Genomic DNA, 20,786 nt, shown 5'->3' with positions numbered 1-20,786 from the left:
GGTATTCGGGCGGATCCGGCCGGGATTCCGGCCGGATTTCGTCGATTTTCGGTCAGCGATTTCGGGCAGGTAAAGGAACGGTCCAGAGGCCCCGGGGGCCCGGACGTCCGGAGCCCCAGAGGCCCGGCGGTTCAGAACGCCAGCGCGTCCGGGGCCAGCGCCGGGACCAGGCCCTCGGCTGCCGCCCGGGTCAGCAGCCCGCGCACCGCCGCGTAGCCGTCGGTGCCGAGATCCGCGGTGAACTCGTTGACGTAAAGCCCGATGTGCTGGTCGGCGACCGCCGGATCCATCTCCTGCGAGTGCGCGAGCACGTAGTCGCGGGAGACCGCCGGGTCGTCCCAGGCCGCCCGGACCGAGGCGCGGGCGGCGTCGGCCAGCGCGTGCAGCCGCTCGGCGCCCAGCGAGCGCTTGGCGATGATCGCGCCCAGCGGGATCGGCAGCTCGGTGGTGGACTCCCAGTGCTCGCCCATGTCCGCGAGGCTGTGCAGGCCGTAGTTCTGGTACGTGAAGCGGGCCTCGTGGATCACCAGGCCGGCGTCCACCCGGCCGTCCCGCACCGCGGGCATGATCTCGTGGAACGGCAGTACGACGATCTCGCCGACGCCGCCCGGCACCTGGTCCGCCGCCCACAGCCGGAACAGCAGGTAGGCCGTGGAGCGTTCGCTCGGCACCGCCACCGTCTTGCCCGCAAGGTCGACGCCGGGCTCCCGGGTCAGCACCAGCGGCCCGCAGCCGCGGCCGAGCGCGCCGCCGCACGGCAGCAGCACGTAGTCGTCGAGCACCCACGGCAGCACCGCGTACGAGACCTTCAGGACGTCCAGCTCGCCGCGCTCGGCCATGCCGTTGGTGATGTCGATGTCGGCGAACGTGACGTCGAGCGGCGGGGCGCCGGGCACCAGGCCGTGCGCCCAGGCGTGGAAGACGAACGTGTCGTTGGGGCACGGCGAGAACGCGATCCGCAGCGCGTCGCCCGCGGCGGGCTCGTCCTGGGCAAGGGGGCCGGTTGTCGTCCGCGTGGCCGCGGCGCCGTCAGTCGTCATGTCCTGCTTCAACCTCCAGTGCGGCCGGGAGCTTCCCGAACGCCGTCGTCAGCGCCGCCAGCGCCTCGCCGATCCGCCAGGCCGCCCGGTCCCGCGGGCCGACCGTGTTGGAGACCGTACGGATCTCCAGCACCGGCACCCCGCCGGCCGCCGCGGCCTCCGCCACCCCGAAGCCCTCCATCGCCTCCGCGACCGCGTCCGGGTGACGCCCGGTCAGCTCGGCGGCCCGCTCGGCGCTGCCGGTGACGGTGCTGACCGTCAGCACCGGGCCGTACGCGGCGCCGAGCGCGGCGGCCACCGACCGGGACAGCGCGGCGGGCGGACGGTGCTGCGAGGTGCCGAAGCCCAGGTCCGCGATCGGGACGAAGCCCTCCGCCGTCTGCGCGCCCAGGTCGGCCGCCACGATCGACTCGGCGACCGCGACCGTTCCGACCGGCGCCGCGGGCGCGAACCCGCCGCCGATGCCGGCCGATATCACCAGGGAGTACGAGCCGCGGGCCAGCGCGGTGGCGGTGGCCGCAGCGGCGGCGGCCGGTCCGGCGCCGGCCGCGATCACGTCGGCCGCGGTGTGCCCCGCCAGGTGCAGGCCGGCCGCGACGGCGTCCCGCTCGACGGCGACCGCGGTCACCACCAGCAGCCGGTGCGGGGCGCCGGCGGGAGGCAGGGGACCGGAAGTCACGGGATCGGGGGTCACGGGATCGGGGTTCACTGGCGCGGGATCAGGGGCCGGACGGGAGCCGTCACTTGCCCCGGATCAGCTGGATCTGCCAGATGCCGTACGAGTCGTTGCCCGTGGTGTCGCCGGACTCCACGATGTTCAGGACGACCTGCTTGGCCGTCGACGTCTGGCCGCTCTGCGGGTCCTGCTGGCTGAACAGCTGCGCGCTGTCGAGCGACCAGTACGTCTTGTCCTTGAGCAGCTCGTTGGTGACCAGCGTGGTGCCGTTGGCGATCAGCCAGCCCTTCTTGCCGATCTTCGGGTCCACCCCGACCCGCACCTTGTCGCCCACCGCGACGGTGATGTGGTGCTTGGGCTTCCCGTTCTGCAGGCAGGCCAGGAAGATCGCCTGCGGGAGCTTCTTGCCGTGGTTGTAGCACTTGTCGGTCGCCTCGGCTGTGACGGTCCTGGTGCCCACGGTCACCGTTGCCAGCGGGGTCGGCTTGTCGCAGGCGGTGAGGGCGACGAGCCCGAGGGAGATGGCACCGATGGTGGTGGCAGCGCGGCGAATGCTCATGGAGGGAGGCTACCGGGCGGTTGCCCCCAGTCCGCGCGGGGGTGCGCCGTGTCCCGCGACTGCCCCAAGCCGTGTCTCGTGACTGCCCCAAGCCGGGTCCCGCGACTGCCCAGGCCCGGTCCGTCCGGCTCCGGGCGCGTCCGGCGAGCCCCGCCGGAGCGCGCCACGCGCGTTACGCCACCCGGGCCTTGGCCGAACTCCCGCCGCGCCGGGCCGCGCCCACCAGGCCGCGTACCGCCACCAGGAACGCCGTCAGCACCAGGCAGGCCGCGACCGACATGCCCAGCGGGCCGTTGAGCGGCAGCAGTATGCCGAGGCCGCCGCCGACCACCCAGGACAGCTGGAGCGCCGTCTCGGAGCGGGCGAAGGCCGAGGTGCGGACCAGCTCGGGCACATCACGCTGGATCAGCGCGTCGAGCGACAGCTTCGCCAGCGCCTGTGAGATGCCGGCGACCGCGGCCAGGCCGGCCACCGTGAACAGGCTGTACCAGGTCGCCGCGCAGACCGCCGCCGACAGCGCGAAGATCAGCACGGTGGCGATGATCACCTCGGGTCCGCGCGACTTGAGCCACGCGCCCAGCGCCGTACCCAGCGCGTTTCCCGCGCCCGCCGCGATCACCACCGCGCCCAGCGACATCGGACCGGACAGGCCGCCGAGCGGGTGCTCGCGCAGCATGAACGCCAGGAACATCGTCAGGAAGCCGGACAGCGCGCGCAGCCCCGCGTTGCCCTGGAGCGCGTGCAGCACCGACGAGCCGACGCCCAGCAGGCCCGGCTTCTTGCCGGGGATGCCGGCCGGCTCGGCCGGCGCCTCCTCGTCGGCGGACAGCCGCACCTTGCCCTCGCCGCGCGCCGAGTCCACCTTGTGCGGCAGCGCCATCGACAGCAGCGCGCCGGTCATGAACACGGCGAAAGCCCCGTACAGCGGCCACTGCGGGCCGATCTTGTGCAGGCCGGCGCCGACCGGCGCGGCGATGGTGGTGGCGAGCAGCCCGGCGAGGGTGACCCGTGAGTTCGCCTTCACCAGGGTCGTTCTGCCGGGCAGAAGTCTTGGTACGACGGCGCTGCGCACCACTCCGTACGCCTTGGAGGCCACCAGGACGCCGAGCGCCGCCGGATAGAGCCCGAGGCCGGCGGTGGACACCACCCCGGCCATCGTCCAGGCCAGCACCGCGCGGGCCATCATCGACATCGCCATGGCCGCCCGGCGGCCGTGCTGCAGCTTGTCCAGCAGCGGTCCGATCACCGGGGCGAGCAGCGCGAAGGGCGCCATCGTCACCAGCAGGTAGAGCGCGACCCGGCCGCGGGCCTGGCCCGACGGCACGGAGAAGAAGACGGTGCTGGCCAGCGCGACGGTGATCAGCATGTCGCCCGCGGAGTTCACCGCGTGCAGCTCGATCAGCTTCGCCAGGCCCGACTCGCCCGCGCCTCCCGCGTGCGTGGACCGCCGGACGCGGCGGCGCACGGCACCCGCCGACCGCCCCACGCTGTTCGTGAGGGCGCCTCCGGCCTTGCGTAGGGGCCCCTGGCCCACTGTGTCGGAACGTGCCACGACGCAATCCTGCCCCAATTGTCGAAGCACGCACCCCCTCCTTTGCGCCTGTGGTGCGCACAGGTAGCGTGCGATCGCGCAGAATGGGTGACAACAGGTGCGCCCGAGGATGCGTCCGCAGGGCCAGTGAGGCAGGGAACGAAGGCGTTGAAGCGGTCCACAGGTCCGCTCCGCCCCAGTTTCCCGCATCGGGTCCCGGCCCGGTCCGTCCGCCCGCGAGCGCACACGTGAGACGGCGTAGAGAGAGAAACGATTTCTGTGAGTGCTGCGATGCGAAGCCGGACACCTGACCGCCTGTGCGCCGAGGCGGTCGAAGTCGCGCTTGCCATGACGGAGGAGGCGGCGGGGCCGCAGTCCGTCGGGGAGCACCTCGGTGTGGTCGCCGAGGGTGATCGCGTCGTGACGCACTTCTTCGCGTGCAAGGAGCCGGCCTACCGGGGCTGGCGGTGGGCGACGACGCTGACCCGGGCGTCCCGGGCCAAGAACGTGACCGTGGACGAAACGGTGCTGCTGCCCGGTTCCGACGCGGTGCTCGCACCCGAGTGGGTGCCCTGGAGCGAACGGCTGCGGCCCGGTGACCTCGGGCCCGGCGATCTGCTGCCGACCGAGGCGGACGATCTGCGGCTCGAGCCCGGGTGGGCGGACGCCGCGGACGCCGCGGCGGCCGACGATCCGGCGGACGAGGACGCGGTGGCGCCCGCGGTGGTGCCGTCGATCGCGACGATCGGGGCGGTCGCGCAGGAGATCGGGATGCGGCGGCCGCGGGTGCTTTCGCGGTACGGGCTGCATTCGGCCGCCGACCGCTGGGAGGAGCAGTTCGGGGCGAAGTCGCCGATGGCGCAGGCGGCGCCCGCGAACTGCGTGAGCTGCGCCTTCCTCGTCCCGATCGCGGGTTCACTGAGCCAGGCGTTCGGCATCTGCGCGAACGAGTTCTCCCCGGCGGACGGCCGCCTCGTCTCCCTGGGCTACGGCTGCGGCGCCCACTCCGAGGCCGCCCTGATGCCCCCACCCCCCCGCCCGTCCCCCATGGTCCTCGACGACCTCGACGACCCGCTGAGCCTGGAGGCTTAGCCGCCTCCGGCGCGGTACGAGGTCTGGTGCGGGACCGGTGGCGGGCTGGTGGCGCAGTTCCCCGCGCCCCCCGGCAACCCGCCGTGGCCGGTTGCGCTCTGTCCCGGCTTTCCCGCCGCTGTGGCTGGTCGCGCAGTTCCCCGCGCCCCTGTCGGGGCGCCCTCTGTAACGCCCGGCGCGAGCGGAACGCCTTTTGAGGGGCGCGGGGAACTGCGCGGCCAGCCCACCACCGGCGGGTGGTCCGGGGGCGGCCGGAACCGGCAACGGTGGGTGGGTTCGTCGGGGAGCTCCGCAGGAGATAGCGTCGGGGCCGCAAGGGGCCGCAAGGCCCCGGATGAACCGACGGAAGGGCGGAAGTGACCCGCACAGGTGCCCCCCGGCCGGGCGAAGGCCCGGACGGCGACCCCTTCGCCACCACCCCCCTGCGGCAAGCCGTCCTGACCGCCTGGTCCACCTCCGCCGCCCGCTTCCGCGAGGACGCCAACGCCGAGGAGGACCTCGCCCTCGGCGGCTACCGCGACCGCCTGGTCATCGAGCTCGCGCAGAACGCCGCCGACGCGGCCACCCGCGCCGGCGTCCCCGGCCGGCTCCGCCTCACGCTGCACGAGGCCACCGCCGAGGCCCCCGCGCTGCTGGCCGCCGCGAACACCGGCGCCCCGCTCGACGCCGCCGCCGTCGAGTCGCTGTCGACCCTGCGCGCCTCCGCCAAGCGCGACGACGGCCCGGCCGCCGTCGGCCGCTTCGGCGTCGGCTTCGCCGCCGTGCTGGCCGTCAGCGACGAGCCCGCGGTGATCAGCCGCACCGGCGGGGTGCGCTGGTCGCTGAACGAGGCCCGCGGGCTGGCCGCGCAACTGCCCGGCCTGGACGAGGAGTTGCGCCGCCGCGACGGCCACGTCCCACTGCTGCGGCTGCCGTTCGCCGCGGAGGGCCGGGCGCCTGACCCGTACGACACCGTCGTCCTGCTGCCGCTGCGTGACGGCGCCGCGCAGGATCTCGCCGTCCGGCTGCTCGACGCGGTCGACGACGCGCTGCTGCTCGCGCTCCCGGGCCTGGCCGACGTGGTGATCGAGACCCCGGCCGGCACCCGCACCCTGACCCGCACCGCGCTCGACGGCGCCGACGTGCTGATCGAGGACACCTCACGTACCGGCCCCAGCCGCTGGCGGGTGTCCGCCGAGGGCGGCCCGCTGGAGGCCGCGCTGCTCGCCGACCGCCCGGTCGAGGAGCGGCTGCGCCCGGTGTGGTCGGTCACCTGGGCGGTCCCGGTCGGCGAGGACGGCGCGCCCGCCGCGCCGCGCACCGCGGGCGTCGTACACGCCCCGACGCCGACCGACGAACCGCTGGGCCTGCCCGCCCTGTTGCTCGCCTCGTTCCCGCTCGACCCGACCCGCAGGCACGCCGCGCCCGGGCCGCTGACCGACTTCCTGCTCGAACGCGCCGCCGCCTCGTACGTCCGGCTGCTCGCCGACTGGCGCCCGGTCAGCACCGGTCTGGTGGACCTGGTGCCCGGCCCGCTCGGCAAGGGCGAGCTGGACGCCGAGCTGCGCCGCCGGGTGCTGGCCGCGCTGCCCCGCACGCCGTTCCTGCCCCGCGCCTCCGACCCGCAGCAGGGCCCGCGGCCGGAGCGGCCGGAGCGGCTGGACGTCCCCGACGCCGCCTGGGACGGCGGCGGCCCGCTGGCCGGCGAGGGCCACGCCCTGCGCCCGGTGGAGGCCGAGGTCGTGGAGGGCGCCACCGCCCGAGCCGTCGAGGTGCTGGCCGAGGTGTTGCCGACGCTGCTGCCGTCCGCCCTCGAACGGCGGCCCGCGCTACGGCAGTTGGGCGTCGCCCGGCTCACCCTGGCCGAGGCCGTGGACCGCCTTGCCGGCACCGAGCGTCCGGCGGACTGGTGGTGGCGGCTCTACGACGCGCTGGCCGGCACCGACTCCGACGTGCTCAGCGGCCTGCCGGTGCCGCTCGCCGACGGCCGTACCGTGATCGGCCCGCGCCAGGTGCTGCTGCCGGTGCCGGGGGAGGACGGCGCCGACCGGGTGGACCCCGCACTGCTCGCCCGGCTCGGCCTGCGGGTGGCGCACGCCGATGCCGCGCACCCGCTGCTGGAGAAGCTCGGCGCCGCGCCCGCCACGCCCCGCGCCGTCCTGACCACCCCGCAGGTGCGGGCCGCGGTCGCCGCCTCGCTCGACGACGACAGCGGCGCCTGGGACGACCAGGGCGGGCTGGACGCCGACGAGTTGGCCGCCGTCGTGCTCGGCCTGGCCGCCGCCGGCGGCCTCGCGCCCGGCGACGAACCGTGGCTCGCGGCGCTCGCACTGCCCGACGACGAGGGCGAACTCGCCCCGGCCGGCGAGCTGGTGCTGCCCGGCAGCCCCCTGGAAGCCGTCCTGCGCGAGGACGAACTCGGCACGGTGGACGCCGAACTGGCCGACCGGTGGGGGGAACAGCCCCTCACCGCAGTCGGCGTGCTCGCCACGTTCGCCCTGGTCAGGGCCGGCGACGTGGTGCTCGACCCGGACGACCTCGAACCCCGTGAGGGCGACTACGCCGAGCCCGACGACGTCGGCCTGCTGGACGCCGTGGACGTCTGGTGCGAGGACGTACTCGACCAGCTGCCCGAGGCCGACGTGCCGCCGGTCGCCACCGAGATCACCGGCGTCCGCGACCTGGACCTGGTGGACGACGACGCCTGGCCGCAGGCCCTTGCCATGCTCTCCCGGCCGCCGCTGCGCGACGCGATCACCGCGCCCGTGCGCGTGATGCTGCCCGACGGCACCACCGAGTCGGTGACCCCGTACGCCGCCTGGTGGCTGCGCGACCACCCGGTGCTCGACGGCCGCCGCCCGGTCGGCCTGCGTGCGGCCGGCGGCGACCCGCTGCTCGCCGGCCTCTACGACGAGGCCGAGACCGACACCGCCGTCGACGAGCAGGTGCTGCGGGCGCTCGGCGTGCGCACCTCGGTGAGCGCGCTGCTCGCCGAGCCCGGCGGCGCCGCCGAACTGCTGGCCCGGCTCGCCGACCCCGATCGCCCGGTCACCCCGGCCCAGTTGCACCGGCTGTATGCGGCGCTGGCCGAACTCGACCCCGAACAGGTCACCCTCCCCGACGAGTTGCGCGCGGTGGTGGACGGCGAACCGGTCGTGGTGGACGCCGCCGACGCGCTGGTGGCCGACGCCCCCGACCTGCTCCCGCTGGCCGCCGGACGGGCGCTGCTGCCCGTACCGCCGCTGCTGGCCGCGGAGTTGGCCGAGCTCTTCCAGGTGCGCAGGCTCAGCGAGGCGGTACGGGCCGAGGTCGTCTCGCAGGGCGAGCCGCACGACGTGCTGCCCGCCGTCCACGACCTGCTGCCCAGCGCCCCCACCGGCTACGTCGAGCACGAGGAGCTGCTGGTCACCGGCGATGTCGAGCTCGACTGGCGCTACGTGGACGGTGTCCTGCACGCCGCCACCGTTGAAGGTGTCGCCGCAGGGCTGGCCTGGGCGGCCGGCCACTGGCACCGCCGCTTCGAGCTGACGGCTCTGCTCGAAGACCCCACCAGGACCGAGGAGTTGGCCCGCGCCCGCTGGTTCGACTGAGCCGGCGGGGCCCCGTCCCCTCCGTCAGGCAGGCAGCCCGGCGGTGTCCCGGCGCCGGATCCACGCCCACACGAACTCCAGCACCACGCCGCCCGCCACCGCGATGCCCACCGCCGTCCACGGGCCCTCGTCGCCCGCCAGCCGCAGCGCGAAGAAGTCCTGGAGCCACGGCACGACCAGCACCAGCGCGAATCCCGCCACCATCGCCAGCACCAGGGCGATCCGCCACCAGGTGTAGGGGCGGGCGACGATCGCCAGTACCCACACCTCCAGCAGGAACAGCGTGAGCGTCGCCGCGCTGGTCTCCGCGTCCAGCGCGTGCGGACCGGAGTAGACGTGCCGGGCGAACAGGTAGGACGCGAAGGCCGCGACGCCGCAGATCAGGCCGGCCGGTGTCGCGTACCGCATCACCCGGCGGACGAAGTGCGGCTGCGCGCGCTCCTTGTTGGGCGCCAGCGCGAGGAAGAACGCGGGCACGCCGATGGTGAGTGTGGACAGCAGCGTCAGATGGCGCGGCAGGAACGGGTACGGCACCTGCCAGCACACCACGAGCACCGCGAGCAGCACCGAGTAGACCGTCTTGGTCAGGAACAGTGTCGCCACCCGGGTGATGTTGCCGATCACCCGGCGCCCCTCGGCGACCACCGAAGGCAGCGTCGCGAAGCTGTTGTTGAGCAGCACGATCTGTGCCACCGCCCGGGTCGCCTCGGAGCCCGAGCCCATCGACACCCCGATGTCGGCGTCCTTCAGGGCCAGTACGTCGTTGACGCCGTCGCCGGTCATCGCCACGTTGTGGCCGCGGGACTGGAGCGCGCCCACCATGTCCCGCTTCTGCTGCGGCGTCACCCGGCCGAACACCGAGCCGCGCTCCAGGACTTCGGCCATCTCGTCCCGCCCTGCGGGCAGTCGGCGTGCGTCCACCGGCTGCTGCGCGCCCGGCAGCCCGAGCTTGCCGGCCACCGCGCCGACCGACACGGCGTTGTCGCCGGAGATCACCTTGGTCTGCACCTGCTGGTCGGCGAAGTAGCCCAGCGTCTCGGCGGCGTCAGGGCGCAGCCGCTGCTCCAGCACCACCAGCGCGAACGGGGTGACGGCCCGCGCCGCCGCCGGGTCGTCGAGCGCGGTGTCGGTACGGGCGAGCAGCAGCACCCGCAGGCCCTCGTCGTTCAGCCGGTCGATCTGCCCGAGGGCGGCATGCCCGTCCGGCAGCAGCACGTCGGGCGCGCCCAGCAGCCAGTTGCCGGTGCCGCCGTCGGGCTCGGTGAAGGCGGCGCCGCTGTACTTGCGGGCGGAGCTGAACGGCAGCGTGCCGGTGGTCCGCCAGGCGTCGGCGGCCTTCGTGGGCGCCGGGTAGGCGTCGATGATCGCCTGGAGGCTGGCGTTGGGGTGCGGGTCGCTGCCGCCGAGGGCCGCCAGCGCGCGGGCGGCGTACGCCTCGTCGGCGCCGTCCAGCGGGCGCAGTTCGGCGACGTCCATGCCGCCCTCGGTGAGGGTGCCGGTCTTGTCGAGGCAGACCACGTCCACCCGGGCCAGGCCCTCGATCGCGGGCAGCTCCTGCACCAGGCACTGCTTGCGGCCGAGTCGCACCACGCCGATCGCGAAGGCCACCGAGGTGAGCAGCACCAGGCCCTCCGGCACCATCGGCACGATGCCGCCGACCGTCCGGCGGACCGCCTCGCGGCCGTCGTGGCTCTCCACGGTGAACTGGCTGATGATCAGCCCGACGGCGGTCGGGATCATCAGCCACATCACGTACTTGAGGATCTGGCTGATGCCGTTGCGCAGCTCGGAGTTGACCAGGGTGAAGCGGGACGCCTCGTCGGCGAGCTGGGCCGCGTACGCCTGCCGGCCGACCTTGGTGGCGGTGAAGGCGCCGCCGCCCGCCACCACGAAGCTGCCCGACATCACCTGGTCGCCGGCCCGCTTGACGACCGGGTCGGCCTCGCCGGTGAGCAGCGACTCGTCGATCTCCAGGCTGTCGGCCTCGGCCACCTCGCCATCCACCACCACCTTGTCGCCGGGACCCAGCTCGATCAGGTCGCCCAGCACGATCTGCGAGGTGTGGATCTCGGCGGTGGCGCCGTCCCTGCGGACCTCGGGCCGCGACTCGCCGATCACCGCGAGGCTGTCCAGGGTCCGCTTGGCGCGCAGTTCCTGGAAGATGCCGATCGCGGTGTTGGCGACGATCACGAAGCCGAACAGCCCGTCCTGGATCGGGCCGACCACCAGGATGACCAGGAAGAGCACTCCGATGATCGCGTTGAACCGGGTGAAGACGTTCGCCCGGACGATCTCGCCGGCGGAGCGCGACGAGCGGACCGGCACGTCGTTGACCTCACCGCGCTCGACCCGCTCGGCGACCTCCTCGCTGGTCAGACCGGGGTTGCGGGGTGTGACGACGTCGATGGCGTTGCGTTCCGTCATGGTCAGACGGTACGTGGACGGCCGGGCTTCTACGCGTTCTGCGCGTCCTGGGACTGCTGCGCGCGGCGGATCGCGTCCCGCCGGGCCCGGACGTAGAGCAGGCCGACCAGGCCGAGGCAGCCGCCGGCCAGGCAGGTCCAGATCCACCAGGTGTGGCCGTGGTCGGAGTACCAGCCGTAGAAGGGCAGCTGCACGACGAAGAGCGCGAACCAGACGATCGTGCCGATCGTGACGGTGGCGACGTCGTTGGCCTCAAGCGGCTCGGGGGCCTCCCGCAACGGCTCGCGCTGCTTGCTGCTGCTGCTCATGCGGTCATGGTAATCGGGCGCCTTGCGGGGTGGGCCGGGGGCCAGGCGGCGCAGGCGTCTACGCGCGGAGATGGCGTTTGACATGTTGTTTATTCATACTGAAACCGGTCACCCGCTGGCCGGATTCGTTCGTATCATCATCCAAGTTGAGCACCTTGAGGACCCGCATGCCGCCCGCCGCCACCGGCCTTGACCGCTACTTCCGGATCTCCGAGCGCGGGTCCTCCGTGCCGCGCGAGATCCGCGGCGGTCTCGCCACCTTCTTCGCGATGGCGTACATCATCGTGCTCAACCCGATCATCCTCGGCTCCGCGGTGGACAAGTACGGTCACCACCTGCACAACGGCCAGCTGGTCACCGCCACCGTGATCACCGCCGCGTTCACCACGCTGCTGATGGGCGTCATCGGCAACGTGCCGATCGCGCTCGCCGCCGGGCTCGGCGTCAACACCGTGGTCGCCCTGCAGCTCGCCCCCAAGATGAGCTGGCCGGACGCGATGGGCATGGTGGTGCTGGCCGGTCTGGCGATCATGGTGCTGGTGGCCACCGGGCTGCGGGAGCGGGTGATGAGCGCGGTGCCGCTCGGGCTGCGCAAGGGCATCGCGATCGGCATCGGCCTGTTCATCATGCTGATCGGCCTGGTGGACTCCGGCTTCGTGACCCGGATGCCGGACGCCGCTCACACCACCGTGCCGCTCCAGCTCGGCTCCGACGGCCACCTCACCGGCTGGCCGGTGCTGATCTTCATCCTCGGCGCGCTGCTGACCCTGTCGCTGATCATCCGCAAGGTGACCGGCGCGATCCTGATCTCGATCGTCACGATGACGGTGGTCGCGGTGATCGTGGACGCCGTCGCGGACATCCCGGCCGCCAGCTGGGGCCTGACGGTGCCCAAGTGGCCGGGCAACCCGGTCGCCAGCCCGGACTTCGGGCTGATCGGCAAGGTCAGCCTGTTCGGCGGCTTCCAGCAGGTCGGCGTGCTGACCGGCGTGCTGTTCGTCTTCACCGTGCTGCTGTCCTGCTTCTTCGACGCGATGGGCACCATCCTGGGCGTCAGCGACGAGGCCGGGCTGCTGGACGAGAAGGGCGACCTGCCCGGCATGAGCAAGGTGCTGATGATCGACGGCATCGCCACCGCCGTCGGCGGCGCCTCGTCCTCGTCGGCGAACACCTGCTTCGTGGAGTCCACCGCCGGCGTCGGCGAGGGCGCCAGGACCGGGCTGGCGAGCGTCGTGACCGGCCTGATGTTCGTCCTGGCGCTGTTCTTCACACCGCTGGCCACGATGGTGCCGGCCCAGGCCGCCACCCCGGCGCTGGTCGCGGTCGGCTTCCTGATCCTGGCCGGGTCGGTCAGGGAGATCGACTGGAGCGACTTCACCATCGCGGTGCCGGCCTTCCTGACCATGGTGCTGATGCCGTTCACCTACTCGATCACCAACGGCATCGGGATCGGCTTCCTGACCTTCTGCGTGCTCAGGGTGGCCGCCGGGCGGTGGCGCGAGGTGCCGTTCGCGCTCTACGTGGTCGCCGCTGTTTTCGCTTTCTACTACATGATGCCGGCGCTCGGGCTGCTCTGAGGCCGGGGATTCCGCCGCCGGAACCTTAATTGCGGCGGCGCGCATAAATGCGCTGTGATCGCGTGCTGAACCACCCGGGATCTATGCTGTGATCCGGATCACAGCGGCGTGCTCACGCCAATCAGGATTGGATTCCCGTACCGCGGGTTATGTTGCGCGCGGTCAGCCTTTTGCGGCATCACGGGGGAAGTGAGCCAGGATGAGGATCGCAGTGCTCGGCGCGGGCGCCACCGGCGCCCGTTATGCGACGCAGTTAAGAGCGGACGGCCATCGGGTGGTCGTCCTGGATTCGGCCGGAAGTGCCCGGTCCGGGGGCGTCCGGTCCGGCGGCTCCCGGGCCGTGGGCGGGCCGGGGGCGGGCCCGGGGTCAGGCCCGGGACCGGGGCCGGAGGCCGCTCTGGGTCTCGGCAGTGTGGACCCCGGGATGGTCGATGTCTGGGCGGTGGCCACGCCCACGCCCACCCGGCTGGGGCTGCTGCGCGGCCTGCTGCGGCTCGATCCGGCGGCCCGGGTGCTGCTCGAGCAGCCCGCCTGCTCGCCCGCTGACCTGCCCGCTCTCGCAGACACCGCCCGCGCCCACCCGCGCGCCCGGATCGCGGTCAACGACGTCTACGGGCACAGTTCGGCCGTCCGCCGGTTCGCCGAGGTGGTCGCGGCGGTGGCCGAGCGGGAGCCCGGCGGCGACCGGATGGCGCGGATCACCGTCGAGTTCACCAAGAACCGGGAGCGGGACGTCCAGCACGGCCGATTCGTGGACACCGAGTACGGTGCGGCCGGATATGAGTGGTTTCATATGCTGTCCATTCTCCGGGCGATTCTGCCGCCGGCCGGCTATGCGGCCTACCTTGGTCGCGCTCCGGAACAGATCGCCCCGGAAATGCGGGTGGTGATGAACGGTCGGCCTGGATTGCCCGAGATCGCACTCCATGCCTCCACCCACGGCCGGATCGGATTTCCCGGTGCCGCCTGTTTCGCCTTCAGCTATCCGCTCGCCCGCCGCCGTATATCGCGCGGTCACATACCGTACGGATCCGAACTGCGGTATCGCTTCGCCGAGGTGGAATTCGCCTCCGGCACCCGGGTGACGTTGGTCTTCGAGCCGCGCTACCAGACCGCCGAGGACTACCGGAACGTGCACACCGTGCACGTACGCGACGCGGCCGGCGCCCCGCGCGGGGGATCGGCCGCCGGCTGGGCCGGCCGGGCCGCGCACCGGGCCTATCCGCTCGCCGTGAACCAGCTGCGCGAGGCGCTGGCCGCCCAGCTCGCCGCCCTGACCGCCCCGGACCGTACGCCCGCAGCCGGCCCGGCGGACCGGGCGGCCGGGCTGCGGCCGGCCGAGCACCGCCACCTCGCCATGCTCGCCGCCCGCCCGCAGGCCCACCAGGCCGCCCGCGACCTCGGCTACCGGGGCGGGCCGCCGGCCCTCGCCCTGCTGCCCCGCTACGCCGAGCCCGCCTGAGAGGGCGGCTCGGCGTAGAAGCGGTCGGTCTCCTCGACGGCGGCCTTGAACCGCTCGTCGAAGTCGTCGCGGACGAGCGCCTGGACCACGTAGTCCTGCGCGGTCATCCCTCGTCTGGCGGCATGGTCGCTGATCCGCTCCCACAGGTCTCCGTCGATGCGGAGGCTGAGCACTCTCGATGCCATGTGCCAACGGTCCCCGGAAGGAGTGGCCCGGTGGGTCGGTATCGGCTGCTTTCTCACCCGTAAGGGTGAGAAAAGTGTCCGCAGTGTTTCGGAACACAGCCCGAACGGGGGACGTTCGGTGTCCTTAGTCTAGCTAATGAGCTAGGCTAAGGACCGTGACTGAACTGTCCGAGGACGACGCCGCCGCGGTGAACGCGCTGCGGTTCGCCGTGATGCGCCTGTCGCGCCGGCTGCGCCACCAGCGCGTCGACGAATCGCTCAGCCCGACGGAGATGTCGGTACTCGGCACCCTGGCCCGCTGCGGATCGGCGACACCGGGCGAACTGGCCCGCAAGGAGCACGTACAGCCCCCGTCGATGACCCGGATCGTGGCGATGCTGGAGGCCAAGGGGCTGGTCCGCCGGGAGCCGCACCCCGAGGACCGCCGCCAGGTCGTGGTGAGCCGCACCGACGAGGCCGAGGCGATGCTCGCCGAGAGCCGCACCAAGCGGAACGCCTGGCTGGCCCAGCTCACCGAGGGACTGAACGACGAGGAGCGCGCCGTACTGCGTGCCGCCGCCCCCGTCCTGGAGAAGCTCGCACAACTGTGACGCGCCGGTCCGCCGACGGTTCTCCCCGCCGACGGATCCGACCGTAGGACCGGATGTACGCGCGGTAGCCGCGTACGCGACACCTGACGAAGGGGAGGCGAGTACCGATTGAGTTCGGCAGCCGGACCAGAAGCCGCAACCGAACCTGACCGTCCCGCCGTGAAGACGGGCACTTTCAGCTCACTCAAGATCCGCAACTACCGGCTCTTCGCGACCGGCGCGGTGGTCTCCAACACCGGCACCTGGATGTCGCGGATCGCCCAGGACTGGCTGGTGCTCAGCATCACCGGCTCGTCCTTCGCGGTGGGCATCACCACCGCGATGCAGTTCCTGCCCATGCTGCTCTTCGGCCTGTACGGCGGCGTCATCGCCGACCGCTACCCCAAGCGGCAGATCCTGCTCTGCTCGCAGGCCGCCCTCGGCGCCCTCGGCCTGCTGCTCGCCGGCCTCACCCTCGGCGGCGTCGTCCAGGTCTGGCACGTCTACACCATCGCCTTCCTGCTCGGCATGGTGACCGTGGTGGACAACCCGACCCGGCAGACCTTCGTGGTCGAGATGGTCGGCCCCGACGTCGTCCGCAACGCCGTCTCGCTGAACGCCGCCAACTTCCAGGCCGCCCGGCTCGTCGGACCGGCCGTCGCCGGTGTGCTGATCACCGCCGTGGGCAGCGGCTGGGCGTTCCTGATCAACGGCCTGTCCTTCCTGGCACCGCTGACCGGGCTGCTGCTGATGCGCACCGCCGAGCTGCACAAGATCGAACGGGCACCGCGCGGCAAGGGGCAGCTGCGCGAGGGGCTGCACTACGTGGCCGGCAAGCCCGAGCTGATCTGGCCGATCGTGCTGGTCGGCTTCATCGGCACGTTCGGCTTCAACTTCCCGATCTGGCTGTCCGCCTTCGTCAACACCGTCTTCCACAGCGGCGCCAGCACCTACGGCCTGCTGAACACCCTGATGGCCGGCGGCTCGCTGATCGGCGCGCTGCTCGCCGCCCGCCGCACCCGTACCCGGCTGCGGATGCTGGTCGCCGCGGCGCTGCTCTTCGGGCTGCTGGAGGCCGCCGCCTCGCTGGCGCCCACGTTCTGGCTGTTCGCGGTGCTGCTGGTGCCGATCGGCGTGTGCAGCCTGACCTTCAACACCAGCGCCAACGCCTCCGTGCAGCTGGCCACCGAACCCGTCATGCGCGGCCGGGTGATGAGCCTGTACATGATGGTCTTCGTCGGCGGCACCCCGATCGGCGGCCCGATCATGGGCTGGGTCACCGACAACTACGGGGCCAGGGTCGGCTTCCTGTCCGGCGGCCTGGTCGCCGCGGCCGCCGCCGCCACCGTCGGGCTGGTACTGGCCAAGAGCGGCGGGCTGCGCCCGCGGATCAACCTGCGCCCGGCCAAGGACCAGCCGCTGGTGTCCTTCGTGCCCCGGAAGGGGAGCGCGCCGCGGGGCGAGGACGAGCCCGGGAGCGGCGCCGAGGAGGACACCGCGCCCAGCCTCACACCCGCCGCCTGAACCCGGGCGGCGGGGTGGCCGGCCGGGCCGGTTAACCTCGGAGCGTGGACCCCAAGACCCGTACCCGCGTGATGACCGCCGCCTTCGTCCTGATGCTCGTCGTGGTGGTCGTCGCCGCCGCGGTGCACTGAACCGCGGCGGCGGACCGGGCACGGGCCGCCCCGGGACCGGGGCCGGCTCGAACCGCTACCAGGCGAAGGCCTCCGGCGACGGGCCGGGACCGGGGAAGATCTCGTCGAGCGAGGCCAGGAACTCCGCCGACAGCTCCAGCTCCACCGCGCTCAGCGCGGAGTCCAGCTGCTCCTGGGTGCGCGGGCCGACGATCGGACCGGTCACCCCCGGGCGGGTCAGCAGCCACGCCAGGCCCACGTCGCCCGGCTTGAGGCCGTGCTTGTCGCACAGGTCCTCGTAGGCCTGGATCTGCACCCGCTGCGCCTCGTCCTTCAGCGCGTCCGCGCTGCGACCGCCGGTGGAGCGGGCGCCGCCGCCCTCACGCTGCTTGCGCAGCGCGCCGCCCAGCAGACCGCCGTGCAGCGGCGACCACGGGATCACCCCGAGGCCGTACCCCTGCGCCGCCGGGATGACCTCCATCTCGGCGCGCCGCTCCATCAGGTTGTACAGGCACTGCTCCGAGGTCAGCCCGAGCGATCCGCGGCGGGCGGCGGCCTCGTTGGCCCGGGCGATGTGCCAGCCGGCGAAGTTGCTCGACCCGGCGTAGAGGATCTTGCCCTGGGCGACCAGGACGTCGATCGCCTGCCAGATCTCCTCCCACGGGGTGGCCCGGTCCACGTGGTGGAACTGGTAGATGTCGATGTGGTCGGTGCCCAGGCGCTTGAGGCTGGCGTCGACCGCGCGGCGGATGTTCAGCGCCGACAGCTTGTCGTAGTTCGGCCAGTCGTCGCCGTCGCCGCGCATGTTGCCGTAGACCTTGGTGGCCAGCACGGTCTTGTCGCGCCGGCCGCCGCCCTTGGCGAACCAGCTGCCGACGATCTCCTCGGTGCGGCCCTTGTTCTCGCCCCAGCCGTAGACATTGGCGGTGTCGAAGAAGTTGACCCCCGCGGCGATCGCCGCGTCCATGATCGCGTGGCTGTCCGCCTCGTCGGTCTGCGGACCGAAGTTCATGGTGCCGAGGACCAGGCGGCTGACCTTGAGTCCGGTACGTCCGAGCTGTGTGTACTCCATGGAGCCAGCCAAGCTCTTGGAGTGCGCTCGAATCAAGGGGCTGTCCGTGGGGTGGCCCCCGGGCGGTCCAGCGGAACCGCCCGGCCGGCGTCAGAGCCGCTCGTAGGGCGCCCCGAGGTCCCACGCCTGGTGCATCGCGTCGGCGAACGCCGCAGCCAGCTTGTGCTCGCCCTCGGCGTTGGGGTGGGTGCCGTCGTAGGTGTCGAGCAGGATGTCGTAGCCCTCGGGTCGGGAGGCCAGCAGCAGCGGCGAGTCGGGGGAGTCGTACTCGGCGACCACCTTCGCCAGCCGGGTGTTCAGCTCCGCGCACTGGTCGGCGAAGTCCGGGTCCAGGTCGGCCCGGGTGTTGGGGATGACCGGCAGCAGCACCATCCGCAGCCCCGGGCGGGCGGCGCGCGCCTCGGTGATGAACAGCTCCGCGTTGGCCGCGGTCTGCTCGGCGTTGGTGTAGAAGCCCAGGTCGATCAGGCCCAGCGATATCAGCAGCACGTCCGGCCGGTGCTCCCTGACGGTGTCCCCGATCACCGGGGCCAGCTGCTGCCAGCCCTCCCCCCAGCCGGCCAGGTGGCGCCGGGCGTGCGCGGGGAACGCCGGGTCCGCGTAGTCCTCCGAGACCGCCGAGCCGACCGCCGGGTCGTACAGCGCGGTGCGCGGGCCCACCACCGTGAAGCGCTCACCGAGTCCGCACAGGTGCTGCCACATCCGGTAGCGCCAGGTGTGGTCGCCGGCGGCGCCGACGGTCATCGAATCGCCGACGAAGAGGTAACGCATGCCGGGCATCATCCCCGACCGGGCGGCGACCAGGGACACTGGGGTCCATGCGTGCGTATCTCCCGATGGCGGCCGGCTGCGCCGCCCTCGCCCTGGCCTGCGGGTCAGCCGTGCCCGCGGCGGCCGACACCGGCCCCTCGGTCGCCTTCCGGATCAGCGACCCGCGGATCACCGAATCCAGCGGGCTCGCCGCCAGTCGGCTGCACCCGGGGGTGTACTGGACGCACAACGACAGCGGCGACGGGCCGTACGTCTACGGGATCGACTCGGCCACCGGCAAGACCGTCGCCCGGATCACCATGCGCGGCGTCCACGCCCGCGACGTGGAGGCCATCTCGCTCGGCCCCGACGGCGACCTGTACGTCGGCGACATCGGCGACAACCTCGACGGCGCCTGGTCGGAGGTGTGGATCTACCGCTTCCCCGAGCCCCGGCAGCTCCGCGACCAGACGGTGGACGTCACCCGCTTCACCGTCAAGTACGCCGCCGGGCCGCGCAACGCCGAGGCCCTGATGGTGCAGCCCAAGACCGGCCGGGTCTACATCGCCAGCAAGAACGACAAGGGCGGCGGCCTCTACGAGGGCCCGGCGAAGCTCACCGCGCAGGGCGTGAACGTCTTCCGGCGGATCGCCGACGTGCCCTGGGTGACTGACGGCGCCTTCTCGCCCGACGGCAGCCGGCTGGCGCTGCGCGGCTATATCTCGGCCGACGACTACCGCTGGGTGAACGACCGGCCGCGGCTGATAGGCAGCCTGGCGCTGCCGATGCAGCCGCAGGGCGAGTCCGTCACCTACACCCGGGACGGCCGGGCGCTGATGTACGGGAGCGAGGGCGCGGACAGCCAGGTGTGGCGCGAGCCGCTGAGCGGCGCCGACCTCCCCGACAACGTGGCGAGCCTGCCGAGCCCGTCGGCCTCGGGCTCGGCGTCCGCCCCTGCGGGCAGCTCGCCGACCGGGACCGGCGGTACCTCGCCCTCCAAGGCGAAGGACGGCGGCTCGGGCAGCAACGGGAGCAAGGCGGTGGGCCTGGCGATACTCGCCGCGATCACCGCGCTGGGCATCGGGGCACGCAAGGCGCGGCGCAGCCACCGCGACCGGCAGGACTGACCCCGGGCAGCCGAGAAGGGGTGGAACGAGTCGGACCGGCTCAGTTCAGAGCCGGTCCGATCAGGTCAGCGGGTGAGCGGGTCTGCTCAGAGCGCGCCGATGACGTAGTCGATGCAGTTGGTCAGCGCTTCGACGTCGGCCGGCTCCACGGCCGGGAACATCGCGACCCGGAGCTGGTTGCGGCCGAGCTTGCGGTACGGCTCGGTGTCCACGATGCCGTTGGCCCGCAGCACCTTCGCCACCGCGGCGGCGTCGATGCCGTCCTCGAAGTCGATGGTGCCGACGACCTGCGAGCGCTGCGCCGGATCGGCGACGAACGGCGAAGCGTAAGAGGCCTTCTCCGCCCACCCGTACAGCCGCGAGGAGGAGTCCGCGGTGCGCGCGGTGGCCCAGTCCAGGCCGCCCTGCCCGTTGATCCACTCCAGCTGCTCCTTGAGCAGGAAGAGGGTGGACAGCGCCGGGGTGTTGTACGTCTGGTTCTTCGTCGAGTTGTCGATCGCCGTCGGCAGGTCGAAGAACGCCGGGATGTGCCGGCCGGAGGCGGCGATCGCGGCGGCGCGCTCCAGGGCGGCCGGCGAGAACGCGGCGATCCACAGACCGCCGTCGGCCGCGAAGGACTTCTGCGGCGCGAAGTAGTAGACGTCCGTCTCGGTGATGTCCACCGGCAGGCCGCCGGCGCCCGAGGTGGCGTCCACCACGACCAGCGCGCCGTCGTCGGCACCCGCGACCCGGCGGATCGGCGCCGCGACACCGGTGGAGGTCTCGTTCTGGGTGAACGCGTATACGTCCACGCCCGCCTCGGCGGCCGGCTCCGGGTGGGTGCCGGGCTCGGACTTGATCACGCTCGGCGCTTCCAGCCACGGCGCCAGCTGGGCGGCCTTGGCGAACTTCGAGGAGAACTCGCCGAACGACAGGTGCTGGGACTTGGCGGTGATCAGACCGTGCGTCGCGATGTCCCAGAACGCGGTGGAGCCGCCGTTTCCGAGCACCACCTCGTAGCCGTCGGGCAGCGAGAAGAGCTGCCGGACGCCGTCACGGACCTGGCCCACCAGGTTCTTGACCGGGGCCTGGCGGTGGGAGGTGCCGAGCAGGGACGTCCCGGTGGCGGCCAGGGCGTCGAGCGCCTGAGTCCGCACCTTGGAGGGGCCCGATCCGAAGCGTCCGTCGGTGGGCTTGATGTCAGCGGGAATCTGGATATCGGCCACGCTGGC

The 20,786-nt window shown here is 72.8% G+C and carries 17 protein-coding genes; 7 read left to right on the top strand and 10 right to left on the bottom strand.

Translation table 11 applies throughout. The annotated features are described in order from the left end of the window. Nucleotides 1–131 precede the first annotated feature (131 nt). The 4 genes from ACQPW6_RS14610 to ACQPW6_RS14595 all read right to left on the bottom strand — a co-directional run bounded on the left by ACQPW6_RS14610 (nucleotide 132) and on the right by ACQPW6_RS14595 (nucleotide 3,827). A complete protein-coding gene (locus ACQPW6_RS14610; protein WP_433890048.1) occupies nucleotides 132–1,040 on the bottom strand; it encodes a 1,4-dihydroxy-6-naphthoate synthase in 909 nt (302 codons plus the stop codon). Beyond that, complete coding sequence (locus tag ACQPW6_RS14605) at nucleotides 1,030–1,719, bottom strand: futalosine hydrolase (protein WP_433890047.1); 690 nt, start codon at nucleotides 1,717–1,719, stop codon at nucleotides 1,030–1,032. Before ACQPW6_RS14605 ends, ACQPW6_RS14610 begins: the two co-directional genes overlap by 11 nt. A gap of 61 nt (nucleotides 1,720–1,780) precedes the next feature. Beyond that, nucleotides 1,781–2,275 (bottom strand): hypothetical protein, encoded by a 495-nt coding sequence (locus ACQPW6_RS14600; RefSeq protein ID WP_433890046.1) that lies wholly within the window; start codon nucleotides 2,273–2,275, stop codon nucleotides 1,781–1,783. 172 nt (nucleotides 2,276–2,447) lie between these two features. Further along, on the bottom strand, nucleotides 2,448–3,827 hold the full coding sequence (locus ACQPW6_RS14595; protein WP_433890045.1) for an MFS transporter: 1,380 nt from the start codon (nucleotides 3,825–3,827) through the stop codon (nucleotides 2,448–2,450). A gap of 270 nt (nucleotides 3,828–4,097) precedes the next feature. Between ACQPW6_RS14595 and ACQPW6_RS14590 the strand changes: the two genes are divergently transcribed. After that, nucleotides 4,098–4,898, top strand: coding sequence for a DUF3027 domain-containing protein (locus ACQPW6_RS14590; RefSeq protein WP_433890044.1), 801 nt, complete (start codon nucleotides 4,098–4,100; stop codon nucleotides 4,896–4,898). A gap of 356 nt (nucleotides 4,899–5,254) precedes the next feature. Further along, the gene (locus ACQPW6_RS14585; RefSeq protein WP_433890043.1) at nucleotides 5,255–8,467 is read left to right on the top strand and encodes a sacsin N-terminal ATP-binding-like domain-containing protein; all 3,213 of its coding nucleotides are present in this window, start codon (nucleotides 5,255–5,257) and stop codon (nucleotides 8,465–8,467) included. A gap of 24 nt (nucleotides 8,468–8,491) precedes the next feature. Here ACQPW6_RS14585 and ACQPW6_RS14580 read toward each other — a convergent pair whose 3' ends face one another. Both ACQPW6_RS14580 and ACQPW6_RS14575 read right to left on the bottom strand, forming a co-directional pair. Continuing rightward, a complete protein-coding gene (locus ACQPW6_RS14580; protein ID WP_433890042.1) occupies nucleotides 8,492–10,891 on the bottom strand; it encodes an HAD-IC family P-type ATPase in 2,400 nt (799 codons plus the stop codon). Between the two features lie 29 nt (nucleotides 10,892–10,920). Further along, entirely contained in the window at nucleotides 10,921–11,199 is a 279-nt protein-coding gene (locus ACQPW6_RS14575) for a DUF2530 domain-containing protein (protein WP_433890041.1), read from the bottom strand. 167 nt (nucleotides 11,200–11,366) lie between these two features. Between ACQPW6_RS14575 and ACQPW6_RS14570 the strand changes: the two genes are divergently transcribed. Then, nucleotides 11,367–12,776, top strand: coding sequence for an NCS2 family permease (locus ACQPW6_RS14570; protein ID WP_433894534.1), 1,410 nt, complete (start codon nucleotides 11,367–11,369; stop codon nucleotides 12,774–12,776). 424 nt (nucleotides 12,777–13,200) lie between these two features. Continuing rightward, nucleotides 13,201–14,238 (top strand): hypothetical protein, encoded by a 1,038-nt coding sequence (locus ACQPW6_RS14565; RefSeq protein WP_433890040.1) that lies wholly within the window; start codon nucleotides 13,201–13,203, stop codon nucleotides 14,236–14,238. On the opposite strand, the gene ACQPW6_RS14560 is transcribed toward ACQPW6_RS14565, so the two are convergent. Then, on the bottom strand, nucleotides 14,220–14,423 hold the full coding sequence (locus ACQPW6_RS14560; RefSeq protein WP_433890039.1) for a ribbon-helix-helix protein, CopG family: 204 nt from the start codon (nucleotides 14,421–14,423) through the stop codon (nucleotides 14,220–14,222). The genes ACQPW6_RS14565 and ACQPW6_RS14560 overlap by 19 nt on opposite strands. A 212-nt stretch (nucleotides 14,424–14,635) precedes the next feature. Between ACQPW6_RS14560 and ACQPW6_RS14555 the strand changes: the two genes are divergently transcribed. Further along, nucleotides 14,636–15,013 (top strand): MarR family winged helix-turn-helix transcriptional regulator, encoded by a 378-nt coding sequence (locus tag ACQPW6_RS14555; protein ID WP_433894533.1) that lies wholly within the window; start codon nucleotides 14,636–14,638, stop codon nucleotides 15,011–15,013. A 108-nt stretch (nucleotides 15,014–15,121) separates the two neighbouring features. Then, nucleotides 15,122–16,516, top strand: a complete 1,395-nt coding sequence (locus ACQPW6_RS14550) for an MFS transporter (protein WP_433890038.1) — start codon at nucleotides 15,122–15,124, stop codon at nucleotides 16,514–16,516. 186 nt (nucleotides 16,517–16,702) lie between these two features. Here the strand turns inward: ACQPW6_RS14550 and ACQPW6_RS14545 are convergent, their stop codons facing one another. Both ACQPW6_RS14545 and ACQPW6_RS14540 read right to left on the bottom strand, forming a co-directional pair. Beyond that, on the bottom strand, nucleotides 16,703–17,698 hold the full coding sequence (locus ACQPW6_RS14545; protein WP_433890037.1) for an aldo/keto reductase: 996 nt from the start codon (nucleotides 17,696–17,698) through the stop codon (nucleotides 16,703–16,705). A gap of 90 nt (nucleotides 17,699–17,788) precedes the next feature. Then, complete coding sequence (locus tag ACQPW6_RS14540; RefSeq protein ID WP_433890036.1) at nucleotides 17,789–18,469, bottom strand: SGNH/GDSL hydrolase family protein; 681 nt, start codon at nucleotides 18,467–18,469, stop codon at nucleotides 17,789–17,791. Nucleotides 18,470–18,516: 47 nt separating this feature from the next. Here ACQPW6_RS14540 and ACQPW6_RS14535 point away from each other — a divergent pair, with 47 nt between their 5' ends. Then, a complete protein-coding gene (locus ACQPW6_RS14535; RefSeq protein ID WP_433890035.1) occupies nucleotides 18,517–19,575 on the top strand; it encodes a hypothetical protein in 1,059 nt (352 codons plus the stop codon). Nucleotides 19,576–19,661: 86 nt separating this feature from the next. Here the strand turns inward: ACQPW6_RS14535 and serC are convergent, their stop codons facing one another. Beyond that, the gene (gene serC / locus ACQPW6_RS14530) at nucleotides 19,662–20,780 is read right to left on the bottom strand and encodes a phosphoserine transaminase (protein ID WP_433890034.1); all 1,119 of its coding nucleotides are present in this window, start codon (nucleotides 20,778–20,780) and stop codon (nucleotides 19,662–19,664) included. Between the last annotated feature and the right edge of the window lie 6 nt (nucleotides 20,781–20,786).

Origin of the sequence: Streptomyces sp. CA-111067 (genome assembly GCF_050956065.1) — a bacterium.
In the GTDB taxonomy this organism is placed as follows: Bacteria; Actinomycetota; Actinomycetes; order Streptomycetales; family Streptomycetaceae; genus Actinacidiphila.
Note: the sequence above shows the minus strand (reverse complement) of the source record. Positions and strands in the feature narration are given on the sequence as shown.

What these genes read in the sequence shown, in the direction of transcription:
- ACQPW6_RS14610 (WP_433890048.1), bottom strand. Translation starts at nt 1,040, where the DNA reads ATGACGACTGACGGCGCCGCGGCCACGCGGACGACAACCGGCCCCCTT.
- ACQPW6_RS14600 (WP_433890046.1), bottom strand. Translation starts at nt 2,275, where the DNA reads ATGAGCATTCGCCGCGCTGCCACCACCATCGGTGCCATCTCCCTCGGG.
- ACQPW6_RS14590 (WP_433890044.1), top strand. Translation starts at nt 4,098, where the DNA reads ATGCGAAGCCGGACACCTGACCGCCTGTGCGCCGAGGCGGTCGAAGTC.
- ACQPW6_RS14580 (WP_433890042.1), bottom strand. Translation starts at nt 10,891, where the DNA reads ATGACGGAACGCAACGCCATCGACGTCGTCACACCCCGCAACCCCGGT.
- ACQPW6_RS14575 (WP_433890041.1), bottom strand. Translation starts at nt 11,199, where the DNA reads ATGAGCAGCAGCAGCAAGCAGCGCGAGCCGTTGCGGGAGGCCCCCGAG.
- ACQPW6_RS14570 (WP_433894534.1), top strand. Translation starts at nt 11,367, where the DNA reads ATGCCGCCCGCCGCCACCGGCCTTGACCGCTACTTCCGGATCTCCGAG.
- ACQPW6_RS14565 (WP_433890040.1), top strand. Translation starts at nt 13,201, where the DNA reads ATGGTCGATGTCTGGGCGGTGGCCACGCCCACGCCCACCCGGCTGGGG.
- ACQPW6_RS14560 (WP_433890039.1), bottom strand. Translation starts at nt 14,423, where the DNA reads ATGGCATCGAGAGTGCTCAGCCTCCGCATCGACGGAGACCTGTGGGAG.
- ACQPW6_RS14555 (WP_433894533.1), top strand. Translation starts at nt 14,636, where the DNA reads ATGCGCCTGTCGCGCCGGCTGCGCCACCAGCGCGTCGACGAATCGCTC.
- ACQPW6_RS14545 (WP_433890037.1), bottom strand. Translation starts at nt 17,698, where the DNA reads ATGGAGTACACACAGCTCGGACGTACCGGACTCAAGGTCAGCCGCCTG.
- ACQPW6_RS14540 (WP_433890036.1), bottom strand. Translation starts at nt 18,469, where the DNA reads ATGCGTTACCTCTTCGTCGGCGATTCGATGACCGTCGGCGCCGCCGGC.
- ACQPW6_RS14535 (WP_433890035.1), top strand. Translation starts at nt 18,517, where the DNA reads ATGCGTGCGTATCTCCCGATGGCGGCCGGCTGCGCCGCCCTCGCCCTG.